General features: G+C 72.6%; 25 protein-coding genes. 13 read left to right on the forward strand and 12 right to left on the reverse strand.

The window, feature by feature from the left end:
• Window positions 1-14 precede the first annotated feature (14 nt).
• Window positions 15-248, forward strand: a complete 234-nt coding sequence (locus FB157_RS04675) for a hypothetical protein (RefSeq protein ID WP_145876221.1) — start codon at window positions 15-17, stop codon at window positions 246-248.
• Window positions 249-254: 6 nt separating this feature from the next.
• On the opposite strand, the gene FB157_RS04680 is transcribed toward FB157_RS04675, so the two are convergent.
• Window positions 255-869, reverse strand: coding sequence for a flavin reductase family protein (locus tag FB157_RS04680; RefSeq protein ID WP_145876789.1), 615 nt, complete (start codon window positions 867-869; stop codon window positions 255-257).
• An 80-nt stretch (window positions 870-949) separates the two neighbouring features.
• On the opposite strand from FB157_RS04680, the gene FB157_RS04685 reads away from it, so the two are divergent.
• A complete protein-coding gene (locus tag FB157_RS04685) occupies window positions 950-1,876 on the forward strand; it encodes a hypothetical protein (RefSeq protein WP_145876223.1) in 927 nt (308 codons plus the stop codon).
• Window positions 1,877-1,879: 3 nt separating this feature from the next.
• On the opposite strand, the gene FB157_RS04690 is transcribed toward FB157_RS04685, so the two are convergent.
• The 4 genes from FB157_RS04690 to FB157_RS04705 form a co-directional block, all read right to left on the reverse strand.
• Window positions 1,880-2,674 carry an enoyl-CoA hydratase/isomerase family protein gene (locus FB157_RS04690; RefSeq protein ID WP_145876225.1) on the reverse strand — a complete coding sequence of 265 codons (795 nt, stop codon included), beginning with the start codon at window positions 2,672-2,674 and terminating at the stop codon, window positions 1,880-1,882.
• Complete coding sequence (locus FB157_RS04695; RefSeq protein ID WP_145876227.1) at window positions 2,665-4,884, reverse strand: acetate--CoA ligase family protein; 2,220 nt, start codon at window positions 4,882-4,884, stop codon at window positions 2,665-2,667. The genes FB157_RS04690 and FB157_RS04695 overlap by 10 nt, the downstream gene beginning before the upstream one ends.
• A gap of 95 nt (window positions 4,885-4,979) precedes the next feature.
• Window positions 4,980-6,167, reverse strand: a complete 1,188-nt coding sequence (locus FB157_RS04700; RefSeq protein ID WP_145876230.1) for an NAD(P)/FAD-dependent oxidoreductase — start codon at window positions 6,165-6,167, stop codon at window positions 4,980-4,982.
• Between the two features lie 149 nt (window positions 6,168-6,316).
• Window positions 6,317-6,505 carry a hypothetical protein gene (locus FB157_RS04705; RefSeq protein ID WP_145876232.1) on the reverse strand — a complete coding sequence of 63 codons (189 nt, stop codon included), beginning with the start codon at window positions 6,503-6,505 and terminating at the stop codon, window positions 6,317-6,319.
• Here FB157_RS04705 and FB157_RS04710 point away from each other — a divergent pair.
• Genes FB157_RS04710 through FB157_RS04720 form a run of 3 tightly spaced genes read left to right on the forward strand, consistent with a single transcriptional unit; the run spans window position 6,504 to window position 8,249 of the window.
• Window positions 6,504-6,950: a DoxX family membrane protein gene (locus FB157_RS04710; protein WP_145876234.1), complete on the forward strand. Its 447-nt coding sequence runs from the start codon at window positions 6,504-6,506 to the stop codon at window positions 6,948-6,950. The genes FB157_RS04705 and FB157_RS04710 overlap by 2 nt on opposite strands.
• Window positions 6,950-7,339, forward strand: a complete 390-nt coding sequence (locus FB157_RS04715; protein WP_145876237.1) for a Zn-ribbon domain-containing OB-fold protein — start codon at window positions 6,950-6,952, stop codon at window positions 7,337-7,339. The genes FB157_RS04710 and FB157_RS04715 overlap by 1 nt, the downstream gene beginning before the upstream one ends.
• Before the next feature lie 16 nt (window positions 7,340-7,355).
• On the forward strand, window positions 7,356-8,249 hold the full coding sequence (locus tag FB157_RS04720; protein ID WP_145876239.1) for a GNAT family N-acetyltransferase: 894 nt from the start codon (window positions 7,356-7,358) through the stop codon (window positions 8,247-8,249).
• Window positions 8,250-8,346: 97 nt separating this feature from the next.
• Here FB157_RS04720 and FB157_RS04725 read toward each other — a convergent pair whose 3' ends face one another.
• On the reverse strand, window positions 8,347-9,024 hold the full coding sequence (locus FB157_RS04725) for a pyridoxal 5'-phosphate synthase (RefSeq protein WP_145876241.1): 678 nt from the start codon (window positions 9,022-9,024) through the stop codon (window positions 8,347-8,349).
• 121 nt (window positions 9,025-9,145) lie between these two features.
• Between FB157_RS04725 and FB157_RS04730 the strand changes: the two genes are divergently transcribed.
• Window positions 9,146-10,144, forward strand: coding sequence for a CorA family divalent cation transporter (locus FB157_RS04730; protein ID WP_261386169.1), 999 nt, complete (start codon window positions 9,146-9,148; stop codon window positions 10,142-10,144).
• Between the two features lie 9 nt (window positions 10,145-10,153).
• Here FB157_RS04730 and FB157_RS04735 read toward each other — a convergent pair whose 3' ends face one another.
• Window positions 10,154-11,320 (reverse strand): thiolase C-terminal domain-containing protein, encoded by a 1,167-nt coding sequence (locus FB157_RS04735; RefSeq protein WP_145876243.1) that lies wholly within the window; start codon window positions 11,318-11,320, stop codon window positions 10,154-10,156.
• A 118-nt stretch (window positions 11,321-11,438) separates the two neighbouring features.
• Between FB157_RS04735 and FB157_RS04740 the strand changes: the two genes are divergently transcribed.
• On the forward strand, window positions 11,439-12,623 hold the full coding sequence (locus FB157_RS04740) for an acyl-CoA dehydrogenase family protein (RefSeq protein ID WP_145876245.1): 1,185 nt from the start codon (window positions 11,439-11,441) through the stop codon (window positions 12,621-12,623).
• On the forward strand, window positions 12,623-13,099 hold the full coding sequence (locus FB157_RS04745) for a nitroreductase family deazaflavin-dependent oxidoreductase (RefSeq protein WP_145876246.1): 477 nt from the start codon (window positions 12,623-12,625) through the stop codon (window positions 13,097-13,099). Before FB157_RS04740 ends, FB157_RS04745 begins: the two co-directional genes overlap by 1 nt.
• Before the next feature lie 3 nt (window positions 13,100-13,102).
• On the opposite strand, the gene FB157_RS04750 is transcribed toward FB157_RS04745, so the two are convergent.
• Window positions 13,103-13,723 carry a LysE family translocator gene (locus FB157_RS04750; protein ID WP_145876248.1) on the reverse strand — a complete coding sequence of 207 codons (621 nt, stop codon included), beginning with the start codon at window positions 13,721-13,723 and terminating at the stop codon, window positions 13,103-13,105.
• Between the two features lie 82 nt (window positions 13,724-13,805).
• Here FB157_RS04750 and FB157_RS04755 point away from each other — a divergent pair, with 82 nt between their 5' ends.
• Both FB157_RS04755 and FB157_RS04760 read left to right on the forward strand, forming a co-directional pair.
• Complete coding sequence (locus FB157_RS04755; RefSeq protein ID WP_145876249.1) at window positions 13,806-14,267, forward strand: Lrp/AsnC family transcriptional regulator; 462 nt, start codon at window positions 13,806-13,808, stop codon at window positions 14,265-14,267.
• Between the two features lie 315 nt (window positions 14,268-14,582).
• Complete coding sequence (locus tag FB157_RS04760; RefSeq protein WP_145876251.1) at window positions 14,583-17,078, forward strand: hypothetical protein; 2,496 nt, start codon at window positions 14,583-14,585, stop codon at window positions 17,076-17,078.
• A gap of 47 nt (window positions 17,079-17,125) precedes the next feature.
• On the opposite strand, the gene FB157_RS04765 is transcribed toward FB157_RS04760, so the two are convergent.
• Complete coding sequence (locus FB157_RS04765) at window positions 17,126-17,761, reverse strand: TetR family transcriptional regulator (RefSeq protein WP_145876793.1); 636 nt, start codon at window positions 17,759-17,761, stop codon at window positions 17,126-17,128.
• Between the two features lie 134 nt (window positions 17,762-17,895).
• Between FB157_RS04765 and FB157_RS04770 the strand changes: the two genes are divergently transcribed.
• The 3 genes from FB157_RS04770 to FB157_RS04785 all read left to right on the forward strand — a co-directional run bounded on the left by FB157_RS04770 (window position 17,896) and on the right by FB157_RS04785 (window position 21,792).
• On the forward strand, window positions 17,896-18,618 hold the full coding sequence (locus FB157_RS04770) for a VOC family protein (RefSeq protein WP_186581344.1): 723 nt from the start codon (window positions 17,896-17,898) through the stop codon (window positions 18,616-18,618).
• 190 nt (window positions 18,619-18,808) lie between these two features.
• The gene (locus FB157_RS04780) at window positions 18,809-21,151 is read left to right on the forward strand and encodes a serine/threonine-protein kinase (RefSeq protein ID WP_145876253.1); all 2,343 of its coding nucleotides are present in this window, start codon (window positions 18,809-18,811) and stop codon (window positions 21,149-21,151) included.
• Between the two features lie 131 nt (window positions 21,152-21,282).
• Complete coding sequence (locus tag FB157_RS04785; protein WP_145876255.1) at window positions 21,283-21,792, forward strand: hypothetical protein; 510 nt, start codon at window positions 21,283-21,285, stop codon at window positions 21,790-21,792.
• Between the two features lie 4 nt (window positions 21,793-21,796).
• On the opposite strand, the gene FB157_RS04790 is transcribed toward FB157_RS04785, so the two are convergent.
• Genes FB157_RS04790 through FB157_RS04800 form a run of 3 tightly spaced genes read right to left on the reverse strand, consistent with a single transcriptional unit; the run spans window position 21,797 to window position 24,139 of the window.
• Entirely contained in the window at window positions 21,797-22,573 is a 777-nt protein-coding gene (locus FB157_RS04790; RefSeq protein ID WP_145876257.1) for an enoyl-CoA hydratase/isomerase family protein, read from the reverse strand.
• Window positions 22,570-22,977 (reverse strand): Zn-ribbon domain-containing OB-fold protein, encoded by a 408-nt coding sequence (locus FB157_RS04795; RefSeq protein WP_145876259.1) that lies wholly within the window; start codon window positions 22,975-22,977, stop codon window positions 22,570-22,572. The genes FB157_RS04790 and FB157_RS04795 overlap by 4 nt, the downstream gene beginning before the upstream one ends.
• 7 nt (window positions 22,978-22,984) lie before the next feature.
• Window positions 22,985-24,139: a lipid-transfer protein gene (locus FB157_RS04800; protein ID WP_145876261.1), complete on the reverse strand. Its 1,155-nt coding sequence runs from the start codon at window positions 24,137-24,139 to the stop codon at window positions 22,985-22,987.
• Window positions 24,140-24,151: the final 12 nt, after the last annotated feature.

Here is a 24,151-nt window from a genome sequence, read left to right on the forward strand (position 1 = left end):
GAGGGTGAGTGGTAGTGGCCGCGCTGGTCTACTTCAAGAAGGAGTCCGAGGAGTCGGGGTGCATTCGCTACTCCTTCGGCGCCGACCCGGCGGAGATGGATCGCCGGCTCTCCCTGAACACGGCCACTCGTTCGTCGGAACCGGCCGACGGTGAGGTCGACCACCTGTTCCTCAAAGCCTCACGGAAGATCAACTCGCTGTACGAGGAGAGGGGTAGCTGGCCGGAACGCGGAATGAGCGCCAGCTGACCCGACTCATGAGGAGCCGCCGTCCAGCCGCCCGAACCGCCCCCGGTGGAAGAGCAGCGGATCCCCCGGCTCGGCGGCCCCGAGGGCGTTCACCCGGCCCACGACGATGAGGTGGTCGCCTCCGGTGTGCACGGCGTGGATCGTGCAGTCGATCCAGGCGGCGGCGCCGGCGAGGCGCGGAGAGCCGGAGACGGGCGCGGCGTCGTACGCCACCCCCGCGAACTTGTCGGCGCCGCTGACCGCGAAGGCGCGGCACAGTTCGCCCTGCCCGGAGCCGAGGACGTTCACGCAGAAGACGCCCGCGCGGGCGATGCGCGGCCAGGTCGCGGACGTACGGCCGACCATGAAGCAGACCAGGGGCGGATCCAGGGAGAGGGCGGAGAAGGACTGGCAGGCGAAGCCCGCGCAGGAGGCCGAACCGTCGGCCGGCGGTGCCGTGATCACGGTCACCCCGGTCGCGAAGTTCCCCAGCACGCGCCGGAACTCCGCCTGGTCCACCGGTGCCCGCTCGTCCTCGCGGACGCACCGCAACTCCGGGCGCGGCAGCGCCTCCACGGGCCCCGGCGCCGGAGCCGACCTGAGGTAACGGACGGCGGCGGCCGCCGCCCCTGCGTGTCCCATCACCCTCCCATTGAAGCTGACGGTGCGTCAGATGGGAAGGGGTTGGTGAGTGGCCGAAAGCGTGCCCGTACGCTGCGCCCATGGGGTGGGAAACGACGCGTGCGACGCGGCCGAGTGCCGGGCTGACCTGGGCGCCCGATGATCTGAGCGCGGCGGCGGCCTTCGGGGGCGCCCAGCTGCCGGCGGCCGGACTGCTGTGGTGGATCTACGAGACCACCACCCAGGACAGCTACGGTGCCGGGCTGGGCGGGGCCCTCGGCGCGCTGTGCTTCCTCCTCTTCGCGCCGCTGCTGCTGCCGATCCTCGGTGTGCTGTCGGCGTTCGCGCTGACCCTGCCGTCGGTGGTGCTCGCGCGGCTCGCGGGCCGGTACTTCCCCGGCCCGGCGTGGGTCTGGCATGTGGTGGCCCCGGTCGCCCCCGCCCTCTTCTGGGGCGTACCGGCCGGCGTGCTCTTCGGGTGGCCGCTCGGCACCACGGTCGCCGCCCTGGCCGCCCTGGGGCTCCTGCCCACCCTCTGGGTCGGCCTCGCCCGCAGGCGGGCCTGGCGTCCGGCGGGTGTGTGGTGGCGGGCTGCGATCGGCTCCGTCGTCCTCTTCGTGCTGGCCTTCGGCGGCGCGGTGCTCGCCACCGAGACCGGTCTGATCCAGGAGTACGAGCCGCCGAAGCTGACCCCCGCCCAGCTGGCCGGGGTCTGGCGGGGCGACAGCGGGGCCGAGCTGCGGCTGCGCCCCGACGGCAGCGCCGAGGCCGTCAAGCTGCCCACGCAGCCCCCGTTCGACGACGACCACTTCCGGGACTACGTCCGGTGCCGGGGATCCGGCACCTGGGAGCCCGACGACGACTCGGACAACACCGACCGCGACGGCGTGCTGCTCAAGCTCGACGGCGACTGCGGCGAGGACACCCACTGGTCGATCAGCGGCAGCGAGGACGCCCCCGAGCTGTTCGTGCTCTTCGGCGACCCGGACGGGGGCGAACTGCGGATTCTCAAGCCCGCCGGGGACTGAGCCTCACCGCCCCCGGAACTCCGCGCTCCGCCGTTCCACGAACGCCCGCAGACCCTCCCCGGCGTCCTCGGTCGTCATGTTGATCTCCTGCGCGGCCGCCTCGGCGGCGAAGGCGGTGGCCCGGTCGACGTCCAGGGAGGCGTTCACCAGCTGTTTGGTCAGGGCGAGGGAGCGGGTCGGGCCGGCCGCCAGGCGGGTGGCCCACTCGCGGGCGGTCTTCTCCAGCTCGCCGTCCGGGACGACCCGGTTGACCAGACCCAGCCGTTCGGCGTCCGCCGCCGACAGGGTGTCCCCGAAGAACATCAGCTCCTTGGCCCGGTGTGGACCGACCAGCCGGGGCAGGAGATAGGCGCCACCGCCGTCGGGTACGAGTCCGCGCCGGACGAACACCTCGATGAAACGGGCCGATTCGGCCGCCAGGACCAGGTCGCAGGCCAGGGCCAGGTGCGCGCCGAGCCCGGCCGCGGTGCCGTTCACGGCGGCGATCACCGGCTTCTCGCAGTCCAGTACGGCCGAGACGAGCCGCTGGGCGCCCAGGCGCAGGACTCGGGACACGTCACCGGGGATGCGCGGCCCGGCGCCCCCCGAGCCGCCCCGCAGGTCCGCTCCCGCACAGAATCCCCGGCCGGTGCCGGTGAGGACGACGGCTCGTACACCGGGGTCCGCCGAGGCCTCCTCCAGCAGTCCGATCAGGCGGTCCCGCATGGCGGGTGTGAGCGCGTTGAGGGCCTCGGGGCGGTCGAGGGTGATGTGCGCGACCTGCTCCCGGACGTCGTGCCCGAGGTCGCTCACCGGCACACCACCAGTGCGTCCAGCGCCACCGCGCCCTGTCCGCGGGGCAGCACCATCAGTGGGTTGATGTCCAGCTCGGCCAGCTGCTCGCCGAGTTCGAGGGCCATGCGCTGGACCCGCATGACCACCTCCACCAGCGCGTCGAGGTCGGCCGGCGGGCGGCCCCGGACCCCGTCCAGCAGAGCCCGTCCGCGCAGTTCGGCGAGCATGTGCCGGGCCTGCTCCTCGCCGAACGGCGGCACCCGTACGGCGGCGTCGCGCAGCACCTCGACCAGCACCCCGCCGAGCCCCACGGTCACGGTCGGCCCGAACAGCTCGTCGTGGGTCACGCCGACGACCATCTCGACGCCCTGCTCGACCATCTGGCACACCAGGACACCGTCCAGTGCGACGCCCTCGTAGCGGGCGATGTCGGTCAGTTCGCGGTAGGCGTCCCGGACCTGGCTGGCCGAGGTGAGGCCGATCTTCACCAGGCCCAGTTCGGTCTTGTGCGCGATCTGCCCGCCGGACGCCTTCATCACCACCGGGTAGCCGACCTGCCCGGCCGCGCGGACGGCGGCCGCCGCGCTGGTCACCAGCTGTTCGCGCGGCACCCTGATGCCGTAGGCGCGCAGCAGCTGCTTGGCCGCGTGCTCGCTGAGCTGCTGCCCGGGCCGCAGCAGGGCTTCGGTCTTGCGGAAGGAGGGGGAGGGGACGCGCGGAGCCTCGTCGAAGGGGGAGCGGTAGTCGCTGACGAAGCGGTGGTGGTCGAGCCAGGCGCGGACGGCGGTGAGGCAGTTGCCGACCGTGCGGAAGGTGGCCACACGGGAGGAGCCGAGCAGGACCTCCCGGTACGCCGGCTCCGTGCCGACCGGCGACCCCCACACCACGCACACCAGCTTGTCCGTCTCCTCCGCGGCCTCGACCAGGTCGCGTACGAGCTTGTCGCTGAGGGGCGGGAAGGGGCCGGTGACCGGGCAGATCAGGACCCCGACCTCCGGGTCGGCGAGGATCGCGTCGATGATCTTCCGGCCGCGCCAGTCGCCCACCGGATGCCCGCCGTTGTCCACCGGGTTGGCCACGCTCAGGTACTCCGGGATCCACTGGTGCAGCTCGGCCTGCCGCTCCTGCGACAGCCCCGGCAGCCGCAGCCCGATCCCGGCGGCCAGGTCGGCGACGTGCGCACCCGTGCCACCGGAGATGGAGTAGACGACGACCCCGTCGGCCCTCGGGGCCCGCGCCCGGGCCAGCAGGGCGGCCGTGTCCTGGAGTTCGTCGAGGCCGTCGACGCGGATGACGCCGTACTGCCGCATGGCCGCGTCCACCACGTCGTCCGCGCCGGTGAGCTTGCCGGTGTGCGAGGCGGCCGTACGGGCCCCCGCTTCCGTGCGGCCCACCTTCACCGCGACCACCGGCACCCGGCGGCGGGCGGCGCGGTCGGCGGCAAGCAGGAAGGCGCGGCCGTCCTTGAGGCCCTCGACGTAGCAGGCGATGGCGCCGACCTCGGGCTGCTCGGCGAAGTAGGAGATGAAGTCGGCGCTCTCCAGGTCGGCCTCGTTGCCGGTCGGCGCCCAGTGGGAGAGCCGGACGCCCAGCTCCTGCAGGGCGAAGACGGGCCGGCCCTGATGCCCGGACTGGGTGATCAGCGCGATGGCCGGCCCCTCCAGGTCGTCCCGGAAGCGCTCGAAGGCGTTCAGGTTGGTGTTCGGTCCGAGCAGCCGCAGCCCCGAGTGCCGTACTGCCTCCGCGAGCCGCTCCTGCGCCTCGGCCCCCGCCTCGCCGGTCTCCGCGAACCCGGAGGCGAAGGCGACCGCGAACTTCACCTTCGTCTCGGCGAGTTCCTCGATCACCGGCAGCGGGTCGGCCACCAGCAGCACCGCCAGGTCGACCTGTTCCGGCAGGTCGGCGACGGAGGCGGAGCACGGGATGCCGAACACGGACGGCCGGGTCGGATGCACCGGATGCACCCGGGCTCCCACCCGCTCGGCCCAGCTCAGCAGTTGCCGGGTGATCCCGGTGTTCGGCCGCCCCTCGGCGTCCGAGGCGCCGATGACGGCGACCGACCCGGGCCGGAAGAACCGCGCGAGATCCGGTACGTCCGCGTACAGCGGCCGCCCGCCGACGTCGAGGTCGTCGACCTGATCGTGGACGACGGGTCCGGGCCGCTGCTCACCGCAGGCGATGACCCGGGCCCGGCGGGAGTCGGTGGTGAGGGTGCCGTGGGTTGATCCAAGCATCGTTCCGCCCGCTCCTGTGAGACAACCACATCAACTGACGCTCTGTCAGATTACTTGAACTGACGGAGTGTCAGGAATGGGTCGGAGCGGCAAAGTTACCGCCGGGTGCGGAACTCCTTGGTCACACCCTTCGCGATCTTCTCGGCGTCCAGCGCCAGTTCGCGGAACATCCCGCTGATCGGGTTGGTGAACCCGGTGAAGTACAGCCCGGGCGCCTGGGCGGGCGCACGTCCGCCGTGCACCGTCGGTCTGCCCCGGTCGTCCAGTACCCCGAGATGTCCGACCAGCCCCTCCAGTGCCCGCCGGTAGCCGGTCGCGGCGATCACGGCGTCCGGCTCGACGCGGGTGCCGTCGGCGAGGACCACCTTCCCGTCCTCGAAGGACTCGACGGCGGCCACGATCTCCACCTTCCCCTTCCGCACCGCGTCGATCAGGCCGACGTCCTGGACCGGGACGGCGCCCTGCCTGACCCTGCTGTAGAGGCCGGTGTCCGGGCGGGGCAGGCCGTGGGCGGACAGGTCCGGGACGCCGACCCTGGCCTGGATCCGGCACAGCTGGTCCACGAACCGCACCGGAAGCCGCCGTACCAGCACACCCGAGTACTGCGCGGGCCAGCCGAGGGTGGTGCGGCGCACGATGTGCGGAACGGTCCGCACCGCCAGCCGCACCCGCCCGGCCCCGCCCTCCAGCAGGTCCACGGCGATCTCGGCACCGGTGTTGCCGACGCCGACGACCAGCACGTCCCGGCCCGCGTACGGTTCGGCGTTCCGGTACCGGCCGGCGTGCAGGAACTCCCCGCCGTAACCCTCAAGGCCCGGCCACTCGGGCACGCGCGGGGTGTGGTTGTAGCCGGTGGCGACGACCACCGCGCTGCCGGTCAGCTCCCGTCCGCCGGAGGCGTGCAGCAGCCAGCCCGTCCCGTCGGCGGACCGCTCGACGCGGAACACCTCCACACCGGTGACGATCTCCAGCTCGTGGTGCTCGGCGTACTTCTCCAGGTACCGCACCACGTTGTCCCGGGACACCCAGCGGCCGAACCTCCGCGGTATCGCGAGCCCGGGCAGGGCGGACAGCCGGCGGGTGGTGTGCAGATGGAGCCGGTCGTAGTGGCGCCGCCAGGAGGCGCCCACCTCGTCGGCCTTCTCCAGCACCACGGCCCGTATGCCCCGGGCCCGCAGTGCGTACGCGGCGGCGAGTCCGCCGGGACCGGCGCCGATGACGTACACGGGACGGTCGGCGGGGGTCGCCGAGAGGTGCGCGCGGGAGGGACGGGAGACGGCCATGAGCGGGAGCGTAATCACCCACCCCGTTGATGGGTCTCGGTCAAGACCGGAATTGGTTGCGGATTGATCACATCGGTGGGAGATGTGGGTGGGACAGGTGTCGTAGGCATTCCGGATGGGTGGAAGTGGTGCGCGGACACCGCGGTCCGCTACCGGGCCGGCGAGTCGGCCGGTGCCGAGGACGCCGGGCCGCTCGACGCCTGCGTGCCCAGGGCGATACCGCCCACCGCGGCGACACCGGTGGTGGCGCCGATGCCCATGACCACGGTCCTGCGCCACGGCGAATCGACTGCAACCCCCTCGGCATTCCCGGCTATCTGACGTACCGTCAGATCCATGGACTCGATCTGGCTCGACGGCGCGGAGTGGCTCGCGGTGCTGCGCATAGGCCTCGGCCTGTGGTGGCTGGAGAGCTGGCGGCACAAGGACAAGAAGACGTGGTTCGAGGGCGGCGGTATCGCCTGGGCGGCAGGCGTCGCGGAGAAGCACCGCTGGGCCCCGGTGCGGGCGGGCTTCGAGACGGTGGTGACACCCCGGCCGAAGCAGATGGCCTACGTCGTGGCCTACGCCGAACTCGCCCTGGGACTCGGCCTGATCCTGGGCTTCCTGACCCCGGTGGCCCTGCTGGGCGGCCTGGCCCTGAACGTCCTCTACTTCGTCCTCATGATCCACGACTGGGCGGAACAGGGACAGAACTCGATGATGGCGCTGATCTCGCTGGTCGGTTTCTTCGGCATGGCGGGACAGACGTGGTCGGTGGACGCGGCGCTGGGGTGGTTCTGATGAGCGCGGCGCGTTTCGACGAGCCGGAGATCGACTCCTTCACGCGCCCCTACTGGGCGGCGGCGGAGGAGGGACGGCTGCTGATCCGCCGCTGCGCCACCTGCGGCCGGGCCCACCACTACCCCCGCGAGTTCTGCCCGCACTGCTGGAGCGAGGACGTCGGCTGGGAGGAGGCGAGCGGCCGGGCGACCCTCTACACCTGGTCCACGGTCCACCGCAACGACCTCCCGCCCTTCGGTGACCGCACCCCGTACGTCGCCGCCGTGGTGGACCTGGCGGAGGGCCCGCGGATGATGACGGAGCTGGTGGAGAGCGGGGACATGGCCGCCGGGATGTCCCTGCGGGTGACGTTCAGGGAGGGAAAACCGGTGTTCGGGCCGGCCGGCTGAGCGCAACCATGCAGGGATGCATTCGGACGCCTGGCACCTGACCCACGACCTGGACGACTTCCTGACCCGCGCCGACGGCTTCCTGCGCTCCCGGCCGGCCCTGCACACCGTGCAGCTGACGGTCACGGACGCGCTGCGCAGCCGGGGGCCGGGGACCTTCGGAAAGGAGGCGCCGCTCTTCGGGACGCTCGGCGACGGGAGCGGCGGGGTCCGGGCAACCCTCCTGCACACCCCGCCCTACCCGGTCAACGCCACCCTGCTCGGCGCGGCGGAGGCCGATGCGCTGGCGGCCCGGCTGCTGGACCTCGGCCGCCCGGTCGCCGGCATCTCCGCCGAACGCGACACGGCGGCCGCCTTCGCGGCGGCCTGGCAGCGGCGCACCGGCACGGAGGGTGAGATCCACCAGCGCCAACGGCTCTACCGGCTGGCGGAGTTGCGTCCACCGGAGCGGCTGCCCGAGGGGCGCCCCAGGGTGGCCGGCCCGGCCGACCGGGACCTGTTGATGCGCTGGTACGGCGAGTTCACGGCAGCGGCCGGCCTGCACGCCGGGCAGGCCGCGGGCGAGTGGGCCGACGCGCGTCTCGCTCACGACGGCCTCACCCTCTGGGAAACCCCCGACGCCACGCCCGTCGCCATGGCCGGGGTGACACGGGCGACGGCGGGCCAGGTGCGGGTGCAGACGGTGTACACACCGGCGCACCTGCGCGGCCGTGGTTACGCGAGCGCGGTGACCGCCGAGGTCAGCCGGGCGGCCCTGGAGTCAGGGGCGCGGGAGATCCTCCTCTTCACGGACCTCGCGAACCCCACCAGCAACGCGCTGTACCAGCGGATCGGGTACCGGGCAGTGGCGGACTTCGCGGTGTGGGAGCTCGCGGACCTCAGGCCCGGCCGCCCGCCGGGCGCACACTGATCGACCACGGCCCGTCCGATCGGGCGTACAGCAGGCAGGGGCCGGGCGGGGGGACCTCCCTGCTCCACGGGCCCACGTGGTTCGCCACCTCAGCCCCTTACGGCCACAACAGGTGCCTCGACCAGCCCGAGGCGTCCGAGGCCTTGGTGCGACGGTAAGTCAGACGCACGTGTCTGCGGGCCGCGTCTCCCTGGAAGAACTCCACCTCCTCCGCCCGGAGGCGGTACAGCGTCCAGGTCCCGGACGGCTCCGTCGGGTTGTGCCGGGCCCGCTCCCAGGCGGCCTCCGAAGCCTGCCGCAGCTCGTCCAGCGAGGACAGCTCCTCGCTCTGCCGCCCGGTGAGCGCCGCCGCCAGGGCCCCGGTCGAGCGGGCGTGCAGGTCTGCCTGGCTCTCCTGCGACGGCGCCGACGTCACCGGGCCCCGCACCCGCACCTGCCGCCCCAGCACCGGCCAGTAGAAGGCCAGCGCCGCGTACGGGTGGGCGCTCAGGGCCCGGCCCTTGCGGCTCGTGACGTGCGTCGCGAAGGACCAGCCCTCCGCGTCCGCCCCGTGCAGCATCACGATCCGTACGTCCGGAAGACCGTCCTCGTCCGTCGTCGCCAGCGCCATGGTGTGCGGCTCCGGCTGACCCGCCTCCACCGCCTCCGCGAACCACGTCGTGAACAGCTGCAGCGGTGTCGAAGGCGCCTCGTCCGGGTCGAAGGGCCGTAGCTCGGTCTCCTCGGGTGACCACACCCGCAGGGACCGCAGCAGCCCGTGAAGATCCGTTTCCATGGCCACGAGTATGGCGCCGGGCCCTCGTCCCTGTACGCCGTCCGGACTGCCCCCGCATGCGGGGGAACCGGTGTGTGCGCAGGCTGGGACCTGCGGGCTCCGGGACCGGCGGTGAGAGGCGATGATCGTAACGGTGGTGTCGATGCCGGAGGGAGGCGTCACGCGTACGGGCGTGGCGGAGGCACGGGAGCGGCTCGCCACGGCCGGTTTCCTGCTCGTCGACGTCGAGCTGACCGAGGAGCCGCAGGCCGTGGTGCCGCCGGTCTCGCACCAGTTCGGCCTGGAGGCGGAGAACCTCACCTGGCTGGGCAGGGTGGGCGAACCCGCGCGGGCCGAGTTCCTCGGGGACCGGGCCGCTTTCGTCGTGCCCGTGGTCAAGGGGAGCGAGGTCGCCCAGGTCCATGCCCTGGTGACCGAGCGGTATCTCCTCACGGTGCACCGAGGGCAGGCCGGCCTGCGGGAGAGCCTCATCGGGCAGCTGCGGAGCGAACACCCTTCCGACGCCGTGGCCGCGCTCTTCCTGCTGCTCGAGGAGGCCCTGGCGACCTACCGCCGGTCCGCCGTGCAGGACCTGCTGCTGGTGGAGGACCTGGAGGACGAGATGTTCATGGGGCGTCGCCCCGACCAGATCTACCGGCTGGCACAGCTGCGACGGCACTCCGCCCTCCTGCACCGCACGCTCCTGCCCTACCTCCAGGTGATGGACGAGATGTTCACCCGGAGGATGATGAGTCGCGACTTGCCCGAGGAGCGCCAGCGGCTCGCCCAGGAGTTCCAGCGCACGGCGACGCTGGTGCACACGGACATCGAGTCCCTGCAGGACGCCTCCCGGCGCGCCTTCTCCAGCTACTCCACCCTCGTCTCCGGTGAGCAGAACGCCGTGATCAACCGGCTGGCCATCGTGTCGGTGATCTTTCTGCCGCTGTCGTTCCTGACGGGGTTCTTCGGCATGAACTTCACCTATCTGACCGACGAGCTGGAGAGCGGGGCCGTCTTCTGGCTGCTCGCCATCGGGTTGCAGGTCGTCGTCGTGTTCGTCGCGCTCTACGTCCTGCACCGCACCCGCATCTGGCGCAGACTGCGCGACGAGGAGGGTGAGGGGGGTGCGGACGACCGCTGAGCCGGCCCGTCACCGGCCCAGCACCACCGTCCCCGAGGAGCAGAACCAGCCCCCCGTGCCGGACGCGACACCGAGGTACGGCAACTCTCCGTCCGGCCGCCGCACTTGGCGCTCGCCCGCCTCCCCGCGCAGCTGCCGTACCGCCTCCACCAGCAGGAACAGCCCGCGCATACCGGGGTGCTGGGCCGACAGGCCGCCCCCGTCCGTGTTCACCGGGAGTTCCCCGGAGACCAGCAGCCGGCCCTTCTCCACGAAGGCCCCGCCGTCGCCCTTCGCGCAGAAGCCCAGGTCCTCCAGGGTCACCAGGGTCATGTAGGTGAAGGCGTCGTAGATCTCGGCGAAGTCGATCTCGGCGGGGCGCACCCCGGCCCGCTCGAAGGCGAGCCTGCCGCTCACCGCCGCCGGGGAGACCGTGAAGTCCGGCCACTCGGACATCGTGGCGTGGGAGAGGTGCTCGCCGGTGCCGAGGATCCAGACGGGGGCCGTACGGCAGTCCCGCAGGTACTCCTCGGCCACCAGCAGGACCGCCGCCCCGCCGTCCGAGCGGATGCAGCAGTGCAGCTTGGTGAAGGGGTCGGCGACCATCGGGCCGGACAGGACGTCGTCGACCGTGATCGGGTCCCGGAACATCGCCTCGGGGTTCAGGGCGGCGTTGGCGCGGGCCTGGACCGCCACCTGGGCCAGCTGCTCGATCGTCGTGCCGTGCTCGATCATGTGCCGGCGGGCCGCCATCGCGTACTTGGCGATCAGCGTGTGGCCGTAGGGGACCTCGAACTGGAGCGGGCCACGCGCGCCGAACGACAGGTTTCCCGTCCTGCGGCCCGCCCTGATGTCCGCGCGCGCCGTCGAGCCGTAGACCAGCAGGACGGCGTTCGCGTGGCCCGCCGCTATCGCGTCCGCCGCGTGGGCCGCCATGACCTCCCAGGTCGAGCCGCCGACGGAGGTGGAGTCCACCCAGGTGGGGCGCAGGCCCAGATACTCGGCCACCTCCACCGGGGCCAGCGTGCCGAGGCCCGCCGAGGCGAAGCCGTCCACCAGGGTGCGGTCCAGGCCCGCGTCCGCGAGGGCGCGGCGGGCCGCCTGGGCGTGCAGGGCGTACGGGGTCGTGTCGTCCACGCGGCCGCAGTCGGAGAGGGCAACCCCGGCCACGGCGACTTTCCGGTTCCCGGGTCTCATAGATCTGACGGTACATCAGATCTGCTGGCTCGCGGCAGGTGTCGCGCCTCTGGGCTTCGCCTCTCGCCCGCCCTAATATGACGCACCGTCAGATCAGGTCGGAGGGATCGGATCAGCCATGGACACGCGTCTCACCGCCGAGCAGGACGAGATCCGCCGGGCCCTGCGTGAACTGCTCCACAAGCACGGTGGCGCCGAGGCGCTGCGGGCCGCCGTCGACAGTCCGGCCGGGTACGACCCCGCTCTGTGGTCCGCCCTCGCCGGCCGGCTCGGTCTGCCCGGGCTCGCCCTCCCCGAGGCCTACGGCGGCGTCGGCTGCTCGGCCACCGAACTCGCCCTCGCCTGCGAGGAGACGGGGCGGACGCTCGCCCCCTCCCCGCTGCTGGCCACCTCCGTCCTCGCGGCCCCGCTGATCCTCGCCCTCGGCACCGAGGAGCAGCGCACCGCTCTGCTGCCCCGCCTCGCCGCCGGCACCCTCACCGCCGCCCTCGCCGTCCCCGGCCCCGCCCTCACCGCCGCCCTGGCCCTGACCGGCGGCAACGACGGCCAGTGGGCCGGCGGCGGCCGGGCGGGCGGCGTGCAGGCCCGGCAGGGCGACGAGGGGTGGCGGCTGTACGGACAGGCCGACCAGGTGCTGGACGGGCACAGCGCCGGGCTGCTCGTCGTCGCCGCGCACACCGGCGGGTACACACGGTCCCGGACCCTGCTGTTCCTGGTCGCGGGAGACGCCGTGGGGGTCGTGCGGGCGCGGCAGACCGCGCTCGACGCCACCCGGCCGCAGGGGCGGATCCAGCTTCGGGACGTGCCGGCCGAGGTGCTGGGGCAGGCAGGCCAGGACGTGCTCCCCGCCCTCGCCGGACTCGGGGACACCGTCGCCGCCGTGCTCGCCGCCGAGGCGGTGGGCGCCGCCGACCGGGCGCTGGAGCGGACCGTGGAGTACGTGGGGCAGCGGGAGCAGTTCGGGCGGGCCATCGGCTCCTTCCAGGCGGTCAAGCACCGGCTGGCGGATGTGTACGTGGGCGTGCAGGCCGCCCGCTCGGCCGCGTACTACGCCGCCTGGGCGACGGCGAACGGGGAACACCTGGGCGGGCTCGCGCTCGCGCAGGCACTGGAAGCGCTGCGGAGTGCGGCCGGGGAGGCGATCCAGCTGCACGGCGGGATCGGGTTCACCTGGGAGCACGAGGCCCACCTGTACTTCAAACGGGCGGCCGGGGACGAGCTGCTGTTCGGGCCCGTGCACCGGCTGCGGGACCGGGCCGCCGAGGAGGCCGGGCTGTTCGTGCGCGGGGCGGTGGCGGTCTGATGGCCGCCGTCGGCGTGCGGTTCGTGCAGAAGGTGTCCGCCACCCGGGCCTTCGCGAAGGTCGCCCCGCACGTGGTGCCGGCCCTCGACCGGGCCGTGCACCGGCTCACCCGGGGGAGGGTGCTGCTCAGTGCGCAGCTGCTGCCGGGCGTGATCCTCACCTCCACGGGGGCGAGGAGCGGGCTGCCGCGCCGGACCCCGCTGGCCTGCATGCCGGAGGAGGACGGGCACGGCTGGCTCCTCGTCGGCTCCAACTTCGGCCGGACCGGCCATCCCGCCTGGACCCACAACCTGCTCGCCCGTCCGGACGTCTCGATCAGCTGGAAGGGCCGGGACATCCCGGTCACGGCCCGGCTGCTGGCGGGGGAGGAGCGGGCGGCCGCCTGGAAGGCGCTGCTGGCGTTCTGGCCGCCGTACGCCACCTACCAGGCGCGGGTGGAGCGGGAGATCAGGATCTTCCGGCTCCTGAGAAAGTGACCGTCAGAGCGTGGCCAGGCGTTCCACCAGCAGGAACGCGCCGATTCCGAGCATGGCCGCGCCCGATGTGCGGGTGACCGCGCGGGCCGCGGCCGGCCGGGCCGCCAGCAGGACGCGGGCCAGGGCGCCGACGCTGAGGTACACGGCCGCGCAGCACGCCATGTGCAACAGCCCGAGCGACGCGGTCTGGGCGGGTATGGGCAGGTGGGCGCCGCGGAGGGTGAGGAACTGGGGGAGCACGGAGAGGTAGAGCAGCAGGCCCTTGGGGTTCAGGCCGCTGATCGTGGCACCCCGCAGGAACAGGCGCCGGTCGGGGCCGGGGGTCTCGTCCGCCGCGCCAGGGACGGCCGGGCGGCGCAGCACTCCCCAGCCCAGCCACAGGAGATATCCGGCGCCCGCCACCGTCAGTGCCGTGAGCAGCCGGGGCGAGCCCGCGACCAGGACCGCGAGCCCCGCCGTCGCCAGGACCGTGTGCAGGGCGTAGCCGGAGACCAGGCCCGCCACCGCGCGCGGCACCGAGCGGCCGCGCAGGGCGGTCGCGATGACGAACGCCCAGTCCGCGCCCGGTACACACACCAGCAGCAGGTCCACGGCGAGGAAGGAGAAGAGCAGTCCCGAGTCCATGCTGGGGACATTAGGCGTGAATGGCCCGAAAGTGTTCCTGAAATTTGCCCGTGATCGTGAGTTCTGAGCAATTATCTTCTTCATGGACGACGTAGACCGGAAAATCCTTGCCGAACTGCAGCAGGACGGGCGGCTGACCGTGACCGAGCTGGCCGCCCGGGTGCGCCTGAGCGTCTCGCCCTGCCATCGGCGGCTGCGCGAGCTGGAGCGCTCCGGTGCCATCCAGGGCTACCGGGCGGTGGTGGACGCGGCCGCGCTCGGGCTCACCTTCGAGGCGCTGGTCTTCGTCTCCATGCGGCAGGAGGACCGGGAGACGGTCGTCGAGTTCGAGCGGGCGGTCAGCGAGCTGGAGCACGTCCTGGACGCCCAGCGGCTGTTCGGCGAGCCCGACTATCTGCTCCGGGTGGCCACCGCCGACCTCGCCGCCTTCCAGCGGCTGTACGACGAGCGGCTCGCGACCCTGCCCGGGGTGCAGCGGCTGACCTCGACGCTGGTGATGAAGCACGTGGTGCAGGACCGGCCGCTGCCCGCGACGCGGGGGTAGTCCGGCGGGCGCCCGATGTCTCAAATACGTGGTGCGGGCAGGGCGTTGCCCCCTGCGGGGCGGGAGCGGCCTGTGGTACACCGGGGACGCGATCAGCGGTTGCGCGAGACGGGGGCGCGGACATGAACGGCATGTACATTCCGGTCGAAGTGGGCGGTGTGCGAAGCGGGCCATTCCCGGCCACGCGTGTCCCTGCTGGCCTCCGCAGTGGCTCTGCTGGCCTGCCCGCAGGACCGTTCCCCGGCCGTGGAGGCAGCGGTGGACCGGGCGCTCGACCAGCGCGGCGACAAGGAGTTCGCCCTCTAGGGCTGCGACGTGGTTGCCAAACTGCTCCGGGAAGGCTGGCTGGTCGGCAGCGGTGACCGGCTCGAGCTGGTCCACGACATCGTGGCGGACGGCCTGCTCGACGCCACCCTGATCCCGGACGGGGACACCGTCCAGAGCCGCACCGCCGAGGAGCTGTTCGACGCCCTGCTCGACCACGGTCCGGTCTTCACCCAGGCCGTCCGGCACCTGTCGCGCTGGACCACCGATCAGAAGGAGTACCGGCAGTCCGAGATCGAGACGGCCTGCGCCCGCTGGCTCGCCGCCAGAGTGGGCAGGATCGGAGAGCTGCTCGCCGAAGACGCCCTCGGCCAGACGGCTTTCGACCTGATGGCCCGTACGCCCTGGCAGGCAGGGATGCTCCGGCTCTGGGACGAGCTGGTGGACCCCTGGCTGGCACGGATCGAGCGCGAGCGGCCCGGCGCCATGCCCGGCGTGCTCGCCCAGGCAGTGGACAGGATCACCGATCCGCCGCCGCAGCTGCTCGCCAGGGCCATGGCCTGCCTGGAAGCCCGGACCGACGCCAAGGAGACGGGCGTCCTGCTGCAGGCCCTGCTGTTCGCGGACGGCCTGGGGCCGGACCGGCTGGAGGCAGTGACCGGCCGTACGCTGTCCTGGGTGGGACGGTACGGCGGCGATCGGCGTGCCGTGCAGCTCCTGAGCGCTGCCCTGGCCCGCGCCGATCTGCCGCCCGTGACCGCCCGGCAGATCGTGGCAGCGGCCCGGGACTGGATACGGCGCAACCCGAGGCACCCTGCCGGCTCGATGCTGCTGGTCTCGCTGCTCGAGCGCGAGGACCTCGGGCACCAGGCCAAGGCCGCGCTGGACACTGCCCTGACCTGGACCGTCCGGAACAACGGCCACCCCGGCATCTCGTTCGTCCTGGCCCGTGCCCTGCGCCGCGAGGATCTCGGGGTGCACCGGGGCCGGGCGGTCGGCCTCGCCCTGGCGTGGCTGCGCGGCCACGCGACCGACAGGCAGGCCACCTACGTACTCCGGCCCCTGCTACGCGCCGATCTCACCGACGCCGAGGCCGATCAGGCCATTGCCTACGCGCGCCGGTGGCTGGCACGGCACGACGACGCACCGCACGGCTTCGTCCTGTGCGCCCTGCTGCACCGCGACGGCTCGGTCGCCGAACGGGCCCTGGAGCTGCTCGGACAGCAGCCCGTGACCGAGGAGCAGCAGTACCTCCTGCGCGCTCTCCTCGGCCGTGAGGACCTGCCGAAGGCGCACTTCCGGCAGGCCGTCAAGGTGGCCCTCGACTGGCTGCGGATCCCCGGGCACACGCCGAACGCCTCACTGCTCCACCTGCTGCTCCGTCGCCTGGGCCCCGGCAGTACGACCTGGACCGAGGTGTCCGCCGCCGCCGTGCGGTGGATGGAGCGGCACGCGACCGGCGCCGAGGCGAGCCTCGTCCTGCCCGACCTGCTCACCGCGGATCCGGGCCGCGCAGACACCACACGGTTTGCCCTGGAGTGGCTGGCACTGCCCGACGCGGATCCGTATGCCACGTACGTCCTCAAGCCTCTGCTGCGCCATTACGACCGCCTCCCCGAGGACGCGCTCCAGCAGACGGTCGCTCACGCACTGCGCTGGCTGGAGTCACGCGCCGACCAGCCCGAGGCGCGGTTCGTCATCGCACCGTTGCTCGCGCTGCCGTCTCTCGGCCCCGACGAGGCCGGTGCCGCGGTCCGGGCCGCCACCACCTGGCTCGCGGTCCATGCGGCGACGCGCCACGCCGACCGGGTGCTGAGCCCGCTGCTGGTCTGTGCCGGTCTGCCGCCCGGCCTGCGGGTGCAGGTCAAAGCGCTGGCGGTGGAGTGGCTGGACCGCTACCCGGAGGAGGAGAGCCGCATCGGCCTGCTGCTGCCCCTGCTGGCAGAGCCCGGTCCCGGACGTGCCGCCGGACTTCTGCCCCGGGAGCTGCTGAGGGCGGTCGCCAGTGGCAGTGCGGTGCCCGTCCTCATCGGACTGCTGGACGCGGTGCCGAGCGGGACGGAACAGTGGGAGCGGCTGATAGATCACACGCTCGACTGGCTGGCCCGGCGCAGAACCCTCGGCAACGGCCCCGACGATCTGTTCCCGCGTCTGCTGGCCCATCGCGGCCTGGCCGGGGAGCAGCTGGCGCACGCTGCCGAGCTGTTCCTGGCCTGGCTGGAACCTCGGGCGGCCCGCCCCACGACGGGACGCCCGCTCGCCGAACTGCTCAGCCATACCGCACCTGCCCCATGGCGTGCAGCGGCCGTCACCCAAGCGCTCGCCTGGCTGTCCCAGAACGCCGCGCAACCCCAGGCGGGTGAGGTGCTCGACGCCCTGATGAACGCCCCGGACCTGCCCGCCGACCGCCGGGCCGAGGTGGACGAGTGGGCGAAGGCATGGCGGGAGACGTACGCCCCCGGACCTGGGGGTCAGCCCGACATCGCCGGGGCCGCAGACGGCCCACCCGGCCCCGAAGAGAAAGCAGGCGGCGGTCCACTCGGGTGAACCACCGCCTGCCAGACAGGACTTGGGACCTGCAAAAAGGCCGAGTGCTACTTCGTCGGCTTCTTGCCTGTCACGCCGAGGTGTACCAACAGCGCCAGGTTCGGCTTGAGTTCGGCCTGCTTGACGCCCCAGGTCTGGAAGCCCTTCTGGTGCGCGGCCACCGCCGCGAGCATCGCGACCAGCGAGCCGGCCACCGCGGCCGGGTTCACGTCCTTGTCGATCCTGCCCTTGGACTGGAGTTCCGTGATGGAGTCCACCAGGGAGTTGTTCACCGAGTTCAGGATCTTCATCCGGATCTTGTAGAACCGTTTGTCCCCTTCGGCGGCGCCGAGGTCGACCACGCGCAGGATCGCGTCGTTCTTCCGCCAGAACTCGAGGAACCCGTCCACGAGTTCCTGCGCGGTCTGCCACCCCGCCTTGCCGGCCCAGCTCCGGCCCTCCAGCAGCTCGGTCAACCCGACGCCCTCGGCGGCCATTTGGTCCGCGATCTCCAGGACGGCACCTTCGACGTCCGGGAAGTACTGGTAGAAGGTCGCGGGCGAAGTGCCCGCCTTCCGGGCGACATCGATGACCTTGACGTCCCGGTAGGGGGAGGAGCTGAGCATCTCGCTGAGGCAGTCGAGCAGCTTCTGCCGGGTCGCCTGCCCACGCCGGCCGGCCACGCGGCCGTCGACGGTACGCACTTGTCCTGTCATGCCGTCAGCTTACCGAGGGGTGATCGGAGCGCTATTCGGCCGACTGCAAATGGGGTGCACGGGTGCATCGGGGGTGGTGTGGCTGGTCTGCGAGGTGCGCGCGGCACGGTTACTTTGGCGACATGGCCGAAAACAGGGCATCGGTGTACGGAGAGGGCGTCCCCTGCTGGGTGGACGCCCAGCTTTCCGACGTCGAGGCGGGCAAGCGGTTCTACGGTGAGCTTTTCGGGTGGACCTTCGAGGACGCTCTCGGCTCCTCCGTGTGGGCCCTGCTGGGCGGCGAGCCCGTCGCCTCGCTCGCCCCCAAGATGGACGGGCGGATGCCCACCGTCTGGACGGTGTCCTTCGCCACTCCGGACGCCCAGGCCCTCGGCCGGCGGATCGTCGCGGCGGGCGGCCAGGTGGTCATGGCCCCCTTCCCGGTGGGCGACCTGGGCATCGCCGCCCTCGCCGCCGACCCCCAGGGCGCCGTGTTCGGCCTGTGGCAGTCCGCCAGCCACCCCGGCTTCGGGCGGCGGCACGAGCCGAACACCTTCGTCTGGGTCGAGCTCTACACCCGCGACACCGCCGCCGCGAACACCTTCTACGGCGGCCTCTTCCACGACGCCCTGTTCGGCGCCGACGCCGAGCCCGACTTCGGCCGCGCCGACGTCGCCGACGTCTTCCCGGCCGAGATGCCGTCGCACTTCGTCACCCACTTCCGGGTCACGGACCTGGAGGACGCCGTCGGGGCCGTACAGCGGCTCGGCGGGCGGGTGCAGGCTCCACCCTTCGAGACGTCGTACGGACGAGTGGCCGTCGTCACCGACAATCAGGGGGCGTCGTTCGCGGTACTGCAGCGGTGAGGCAGGCACCATGGCGATGAAATGACCGTATTCGGCATGAGACACCCCGATTCGTCACCGGGTTCGCAACCAGCCTCCCGGCCAGGAAGAATCAGGGTGCGTGCCGCCATGGCGGTGCGGTGGTGAGACGCTGCACTTCGGTCGCGTACATATGTGGGTGGCGCGGCTCGTACGGGGAGGTGGCAGGCAAGTGGTGGATCAGCTGACACAGCACGATCCGCGGCGGATCGGGCCGTTCGAGGTGCTGGGCCGGCTGGGTGCCGGCGGCATGGGGCTGGTCTATCTGGCACGCTCGGCGTCCGGCCGGCGCGTGGCGATCAAGACGGTCCGCACCGAGCTGGCCGAGGACCAGCTCTTCCGGGTCCGCTTCACCCGTGAGGTGGAGGCGGCCCGGGCGGTCTCCGGCTTCTACACGGCTGCCGTGGTCGACGCCGACCCGCGGGCCGCCGTGCCCTGGCTCGCCACGGCCTACGTCCCCGCGCCCTCCCTCGAGGAGATAGTGAACGACTGCGGGCCGCTCCCGGCCCAGGCGGTGCGCTGGCTCGCGGCGGGCGTCGCGGAGGCCCTGCAGTCCATCCACGGTGCCGGCCTGGTCCACCGCGACCTGAAGCCGTCCAATGTCCTGGTGGTCGAGGACGGCCCCCGGGTGATCGACTTCGGCATCGCCTCCGGCGTCTCGAACACCCGTTTGACGATGACGAACGTCGCCGTCGGCACCCCCGCCTACATGTCCCCCGAGCAGGCCAAGGACTCGCGCAGCGTCACCGGCGCCAGCGACGTCTTCTCGCTCGGCTCCATGCTGGTCTTCGCGGCCACCGGTCACCCGCCCTTCCACGGGGCCAACCCGGTCGAGACCGTCTTCATGCTGCTGCGCGAGGGCCCGGACCTCACCGGCCTGCCCGACGAGCTGCGCCCCCTCATCGAGCTCTGTATGCAGATGGAGGCAGCCGGCCGCCCCTCCCCGGCCGACCTCCAGGCCCAGCTCGCCCCGCACCTGTTCGGCTCCGGCTCCGACGACAGCGGCACCGCCTCCGCCTGGCTGCCGGAGAAGGCCGTCGCCCTCATCGAGACCCGCCGCGGCGGCCGCCCCGCCGCCAAGCCCGCCCCCACCTCGCCCGGCCCGCGCAGCGGCGGCCGGGGGGCCGTACCCCCGCCGCCGTCCTACGACCCCGCCGTCCGGGCCCCCGCGCCGGTCGGCCCGGCGGCCGCGCCCGACACCGGCCCGGTCCGGCTGGCCGGCGCCCCGGTGCCCATCGGCCCCGGCCCCCGGGTCGCCGACGCCCGCGCCGCCGCCGTCAAGGCGCCCCCGCCGGAGGCCGGCCTGGTCGCCAGCTGGTCCCGCCCCCGCCCCGGCGTCAACGGCGCAGACCCTGCCGTACCGCCCGCGCCCCCGGAGACCGCGTCCGGCTGGCGCCCCTGGCGGTTCCGCATGTCCAACGACGTCTGGGGCACCCCCACCGTCGACGGCGACCTCGTCTACGTCACCTCCTTCGAGGTGCACGCCCTGGACGTGGGCACCGGCCGCCGCCGCTTCAAGACGCGGGACGTCGCCTGGTCGATGGCTGTCGCGGACGGCCGTATCCACGCCTCCGACGGCCCCACCCTGTTCGCCCTGGACGCCCGCGAGGGCGCCGACCTGTGGCGGCTGTCCACGGACGCCTGGGTGTACTCCCTGCACGCCGACCGGGGCACGCTCGTCACCGGCACCCGCGGCGGCGGCGTCCAGGCCTGGGAGGCATCCGGCGGCCAGAAGCTGTGGGAGATCTCCGGCTGCCAGACCGACTTCGAGTCGCCCGAGGCCGGCCCCGCCGTCCACGACGGCACCGTCTACGTCTGGCAGGACGCCCGGCTGCGCGCCCTGGAGGCCCGCACCGGCGAGGAGCGCTGGTCGTACCCCGTCGGCGACGCGGCCTCCTGCGGCGGCGTCCCGGTCCGCATCACCCCGGCCCCCGACGGCTACGTCTACGTCTCCGCCGGCACCCGTGTCCTCGCCATCGACGTGGCGAGCGGCATGGTGCGCTGGCACTTCGAGGCCCCGGCGGTCTTCCTCTGCCCGCCCGCCTTCGCCCCGGGCCCGGCCGTCACCGGCGGCGGCATCTACCTCGCCGACTACCTGGGCACGGTCTACGCCCTGGACGCCACCGACGGCCGCGACCGCTGGCGCATCGCCACCGAGGCCCGCTCCTCCGTCGAACCGGTCCTGGTCGCCGCCGGCCATGTCCACGTCGGCAGCGGCAAGGGCCTGTACACCCTGGACGCGGTCACCGGCACCCCCAAGTGGCGCTTCCAGGCCGGCGGCGACGTCGTGGGCGCCCCCTCCGTCGCGGAGGGCCGCATCCACTTCGGCTCCACCGACCATCTGCTGTACACGCTGAAGGCCGACGACGGCCGGCTCCGCTGGAAGCTCGCCACCGGCGGCGAGATCACCGGCTCGCCCGTGGTCAAGGACGGGGTGGTGTACGCGTGCAGCAAGGACCGCTGCGTGTACGCGCTCGACGCGGAGAAGGGGACGGGGACCGCGCGCACCAGCTGAATCGGGCCGGGGTGACGGCCGTCGCACCGGCTGCACGGAAGGGCTCCGGACGGCGGCCGTCTCACGAGAGACGCTACCCCGGGTGCGGAAGCACTGCCACGCGGTGATCGCTCCGCCGTTAGGGTGACCGCATGAAAACGCGGGGGCGCACCATCAGGTTCACGGCCGTGCTCATGTTCGTGGTCCTCGCCCTGACGGGGTTCTCGTCGGGGCACGGCCGCAGCCGCGGCCATCACTACAAGAGCGGCCACAGCAGTGGCGGGGGCGGCTGCAGCAGCTCGCACCAGGACCACGACGACGAGGACAACGACTCGTACGACAGCTCGTACAGCGACTCGGACGACACCTCGGACGGCGGTGGCGGCAGCTATCTGCAGGACGCCACGGTCAAGCTCGTGAGCTGCGCGACCAGGAAGAAGCCGTACGCGACGGTCGAGCTCACCAACCCGAACGGCACGGGTGCCACCTTCTCGGTGACGGTCTACTACAAGGACCGGCGCTCCAAGTTCATCGACTACGACGACCTGGACGTCACCGTCCCCGCCCACGGCATGCAGACCGCCCGGATCCCGTTCAACAAGGCCTACTTCGCACGCCTCGACCACTGCGAGCCCCAGGCGAACGCCACCGTCGTGAGCTGACGGCTCACCGCGTCCGGAACCCTCCCCGGCGCCGCCCCTCGAACAGCGCGGCCTGCCGTTCGGCCGGCAGATTGCCGAGGGCGATGAGGTGCGGCGCCTGCGCGAACGCCTGCGCACGGCCCGCCTCCCCGGCCGCCCACAGAGCCCGTACCGTCCCCTGCACGCCCTCCGCCGGGTACCCGGCGATGACGGTGGCGCAGCGTACGGCCGCCTCCAACGCCCCGCCCGGCTCGCTCAGTTCGGACACGAGCCCGATCTCGTGGGCCCGCCGCGCGGAGATCCGCTCGGCGGTCCCCATGAGCATCATCCGGGCCACCTCGCCGTACGGCATCCGCGCGGCCATCAGCACGGACTCGTAGGCGCTGACCATCCCGTAGGTCGTGTGCGGATCGAAGAAGGCCGCCGTCGTGTCCGCGACCACGAACTCGCTCTCGCCCAGCAGATAGAAAGCCCCGCCGCAGGCCATGCCCCGCACCGCGGCCACCACCGGCTTCCACAGGTCGTTCGTCTTCGGCCCGATCCGCAGCAGCGGATCGTCCTGCATGTACGGCGACGAGGGCTGCGGCACGACGAAGTCCCGGTCGATGCCCGTGCAGAAGGCCCGGTCCCCGGCCCCGGTCAGGACGACGGCACGCACGGCGTCGTCGAACCGCAACTCCCGCCACAGGGCGACGAGTTCCGCCACCATCTCCGCGTCGACGGCGTTGAGCCGCTCGGGCCGGTTCAGCGTGACGACGGCGACGCCGGTGTCCTTGTCCGCGGAGAAGCGGAGGGTGTTCACGCCGGCACCCACTGCGGGAACCCGTCACAGAACACGACCTGGACCCGGCCGCCGATCCGTATGCGCCGAGGGTCGAGGGAGTTGAGGGGAGCGCCGGCACGGCTCACCAGATTCCCCACGAGCCGTATCCGGGGCGCGTCCTCCAGCTCCACGACGACCACGTTGTACGGCGCCTGCTCCGCGTACTCGGGCAGCAGCGGCGGATGCGGCAGGACGTACGACCACACGCGCCCGCGCCCCGACACCGCCCGCCACTCGCTCGCGAAGGACTGGCAGTGCGGGCAGCACGGCCGGGGCGGGAACCGGAACTCGCCGCACTCGCCGCACGCCTGGACACGCAGCTCGCCACGGGCGGCGTACTCCCAGAAGGGGGCGCCGTCGGTGTCGGTGACGGGGGTCAGCATGGCTGTCTCAACTCCTCAGCAGAAGGGCGGAGGTGGGGACACCCTCGCCGGCGGTGACCAGACAGGTGGCGGCCCCGGGAACCTGCGCGGTGCTGGTGCCGCGCAGCTGCTTCACCCCTTCGTTGATGAGGTTGAAGCCGTGCACGTAGGCCTCGGAGAGCCCGCCGCCGCCGGTGTTGAGGGGCAGCCGCCCCCCGATCTCCAGGGCGCCCTGCTCGGTGAAGGCGCCGCCCTCGCCCCGCCCGCAGAAGCCGTACCCCTCCAGGGAGAGCGGTATCAGGGCCGTGAAGGCGTCGTAGATCTGCGCCACGTCCACGTCCTCGGGCGTGAAGTCGGCGTGCTTCCACAGATGCCGGGCGGCGGTCCAGGCCGGGCCGGTGAGCGGGTCGTCGTTCCAGTAGTTGACCATTCCGTGGTGCTGGGCGGGCAGTCCCTGGGCGGCGGAGTGGACGTAGACGGGCTTCTTGGCGCAGTCCCGGGCGCGCTCCCTGCTGACGACGACACAGGCCAGTGCGCCGTCCGTCTCCAGGCAGTTGTCGAAGAGGCACAGGGGCTCACTGATCCAGCGGGAGGTCATGTACATCTCGCGGGTGAGCGGCCGTTCGTACATCACCGCCGCCGGGTTCTGGTTGGCCCGGTTCCGGCAGGCGAGGGCGACGTTGAAGAGATGATCCCGGGTCGCGCCGAACTCGTGCATGTAGCGGCGCGCGAGCATGGCGATCTCGTCGGCGGGCCGGAGCAGCCCGAAGGGCCGGGTCCACTGGGCGGGCGTGGGCAGCTGGACGGCGGTGTTGGTCCAGGGCCGGGGCCCGCTGCCCCGCTTCCGCGACCGCCAGGCGACCCCGACCGTGGCCTGCCCGGAAGCGATGGCGGACGCCAGGTGGGCCACGGTCGCACAGGACCCCCCACCCCCGTACCCGACCTTGCTGAAGAAGGTGAGGTCCCCGAAGCCGACCGCCTTGGCCAGCTCCACCTCGTCCGTCTCCTCCATGGTGTAGGAGGCGAGGGCGTCGACCTCGCCGGGTGCGATCCCGGCGTCCTCCAGGGCGGCGAGCACGGCCCGGCAGGCGAGCGTCTTCTCGTCCTCCGGAAGGTGTTTGGCGAAGGCGGTCTGCCCGATCCCGACGATGGCGGTGACGTCCTTCAGCCCCGTTACTGCCATGGTGCATACACC

Source organism: Streptomyces sp. BK340, from assembly GCF_007827595.1.
GTDB lineage: Bacteria > Actinomycetota > Actinomycetes > Streptomycetales > Streptomycetaceae > Streptomyces.

Bases quoted from the DNA above. Each gene is read 5' to 3' on its own strand.
- FB157_RS04680 (WP_145876789.1), bottom strand. From the start codon at position 869: ATGGGACACGCAGGGGCGGCGGCCGCCGCCGTCCGTTACCTCAGGTCG.
- FB157_RS04685 (WP_145876223.1), top strand. From the start codon at position 950: ATGGGGTGGGAAACGACGCGTGCGACGCGGCCGAGTGCCGGGCTGACC.
- FB157_RS04695 (WP_145876227.1), bottom strand. From the start codon at position 4,884: ATGCTTGGATCAACCCACGGCACCCTCACCACCGACTCCCGCCGGGCC.
- FB157_RS04700 (WP_145876230.1), bottom strand. From the start codon at position 6,167: ATGGCCGTCTCCCGTCCCTCCCGCGCGCACCTCTCGGCGACCCCCGCC.
- FB157_RS04710 (WP_145876234.1), top strand. From the start codon at position 6,504: ATGGACTCGATCTGGCTCGACGGCGCGGAGTGGCTCGCGGTGCTGCGC.
- FB157_RS04705 (WP_145876232.1), bottom strand. From the start codon at position 6,505: ATGGATCTGACGGTACGTCAGATAGCCGGGAATGCCGAGGGGGTTGCA.
- FB157_RS04715 (WP_145876237.1), top strand. From the start codon at position 6,950: ATGAGCGCGGCGCGTTTCGACGAGCCGGAGATCGACTCCTTCACGCGC.
- FB157_RS04720 (WP_145876239.1), top strand. From the start codon at position 7,356: ATGCATTCGGACGCCTGGCACCTGACCCACGACCTGGACGACTTCCTG.
- FB157_RS04725 (WP_145876241.1), bottom strand. From the start codon at position 9,024: ATGGAAACGGATCTTCACGGGCTGCTGCGGTCCCTGCGGGTGTGGTCA.
- FB157_RS04730 (WP_261386169.1), top strand. From the start codon at position 9,146: ATGATCGTAACGGTGGTGTCGATGCCGGAGGGAGGCGTCACGCGTACG.
- FB157_RS04735 (WP_145876243.1), bottom strand. From the start codon at position 11,320: ATGAGACCCGGGAACCGGAAAGTCGCCGTGGCCGGGGTTGCCCTCTCC.
- FB157_RS04740 (WP_145876245.1), top strand. From the start codon at position 11,439: ATGGACACGCGTCTCACCGCCGAGCAGGACGAGATCCGCCGGGCCCTG.
- FB157_RS04745 (WP_145876246.1), top strand. From the start codon at position 12,623: ATGGCCGCCGTCGGCGTGCGGTTCGTGCAGAAGGTGTCCGCCACCCGG.
- FB157_RS04750 (WP_145876248.1), bottom strand. From the start codon at position 13,723: ATGGACTCGGGACTGCTCTTCTCCTTCCTCGCCGTGGACCTGCTGCTG.
- FB157_RS04755 (WP_145876249.1), top strand. From the start codon at position 13,806: ATGGACGACGTAGACCGGAAAATCCTTGCCGAACTGCAGCAGGACGGG.
- FB157_RS04770 (WP_186581344.1), top strand. From the start codon at position 17,896: ATGGCCGAAAACAGGGCATCGGTGTACGGAGAGGGCGTCCCCTGCTGG.
- FB157_RS04785 (WP_145876255.1), top strand. From the start codon at position 21,283: ATGAAAACGCGGGGGCGCACCATCAGGTTCACGGCCGTGCTCATGTTC.
- FB157_RS04795 (WP_145876259.1), bottom strand. From the start codon at position 22,977: ATGCTGACCCCCGTCACCGACACCGACGGCGCCCCCTTCTGGGAGTAC.
- FB157_RS04800 (WP_145876261.1), bottom strand. From the start codon at position 24,139: ATGGCAGTAACGGGGCTGAAGGACGTCACCGCCATCGTCGGGATCGGG.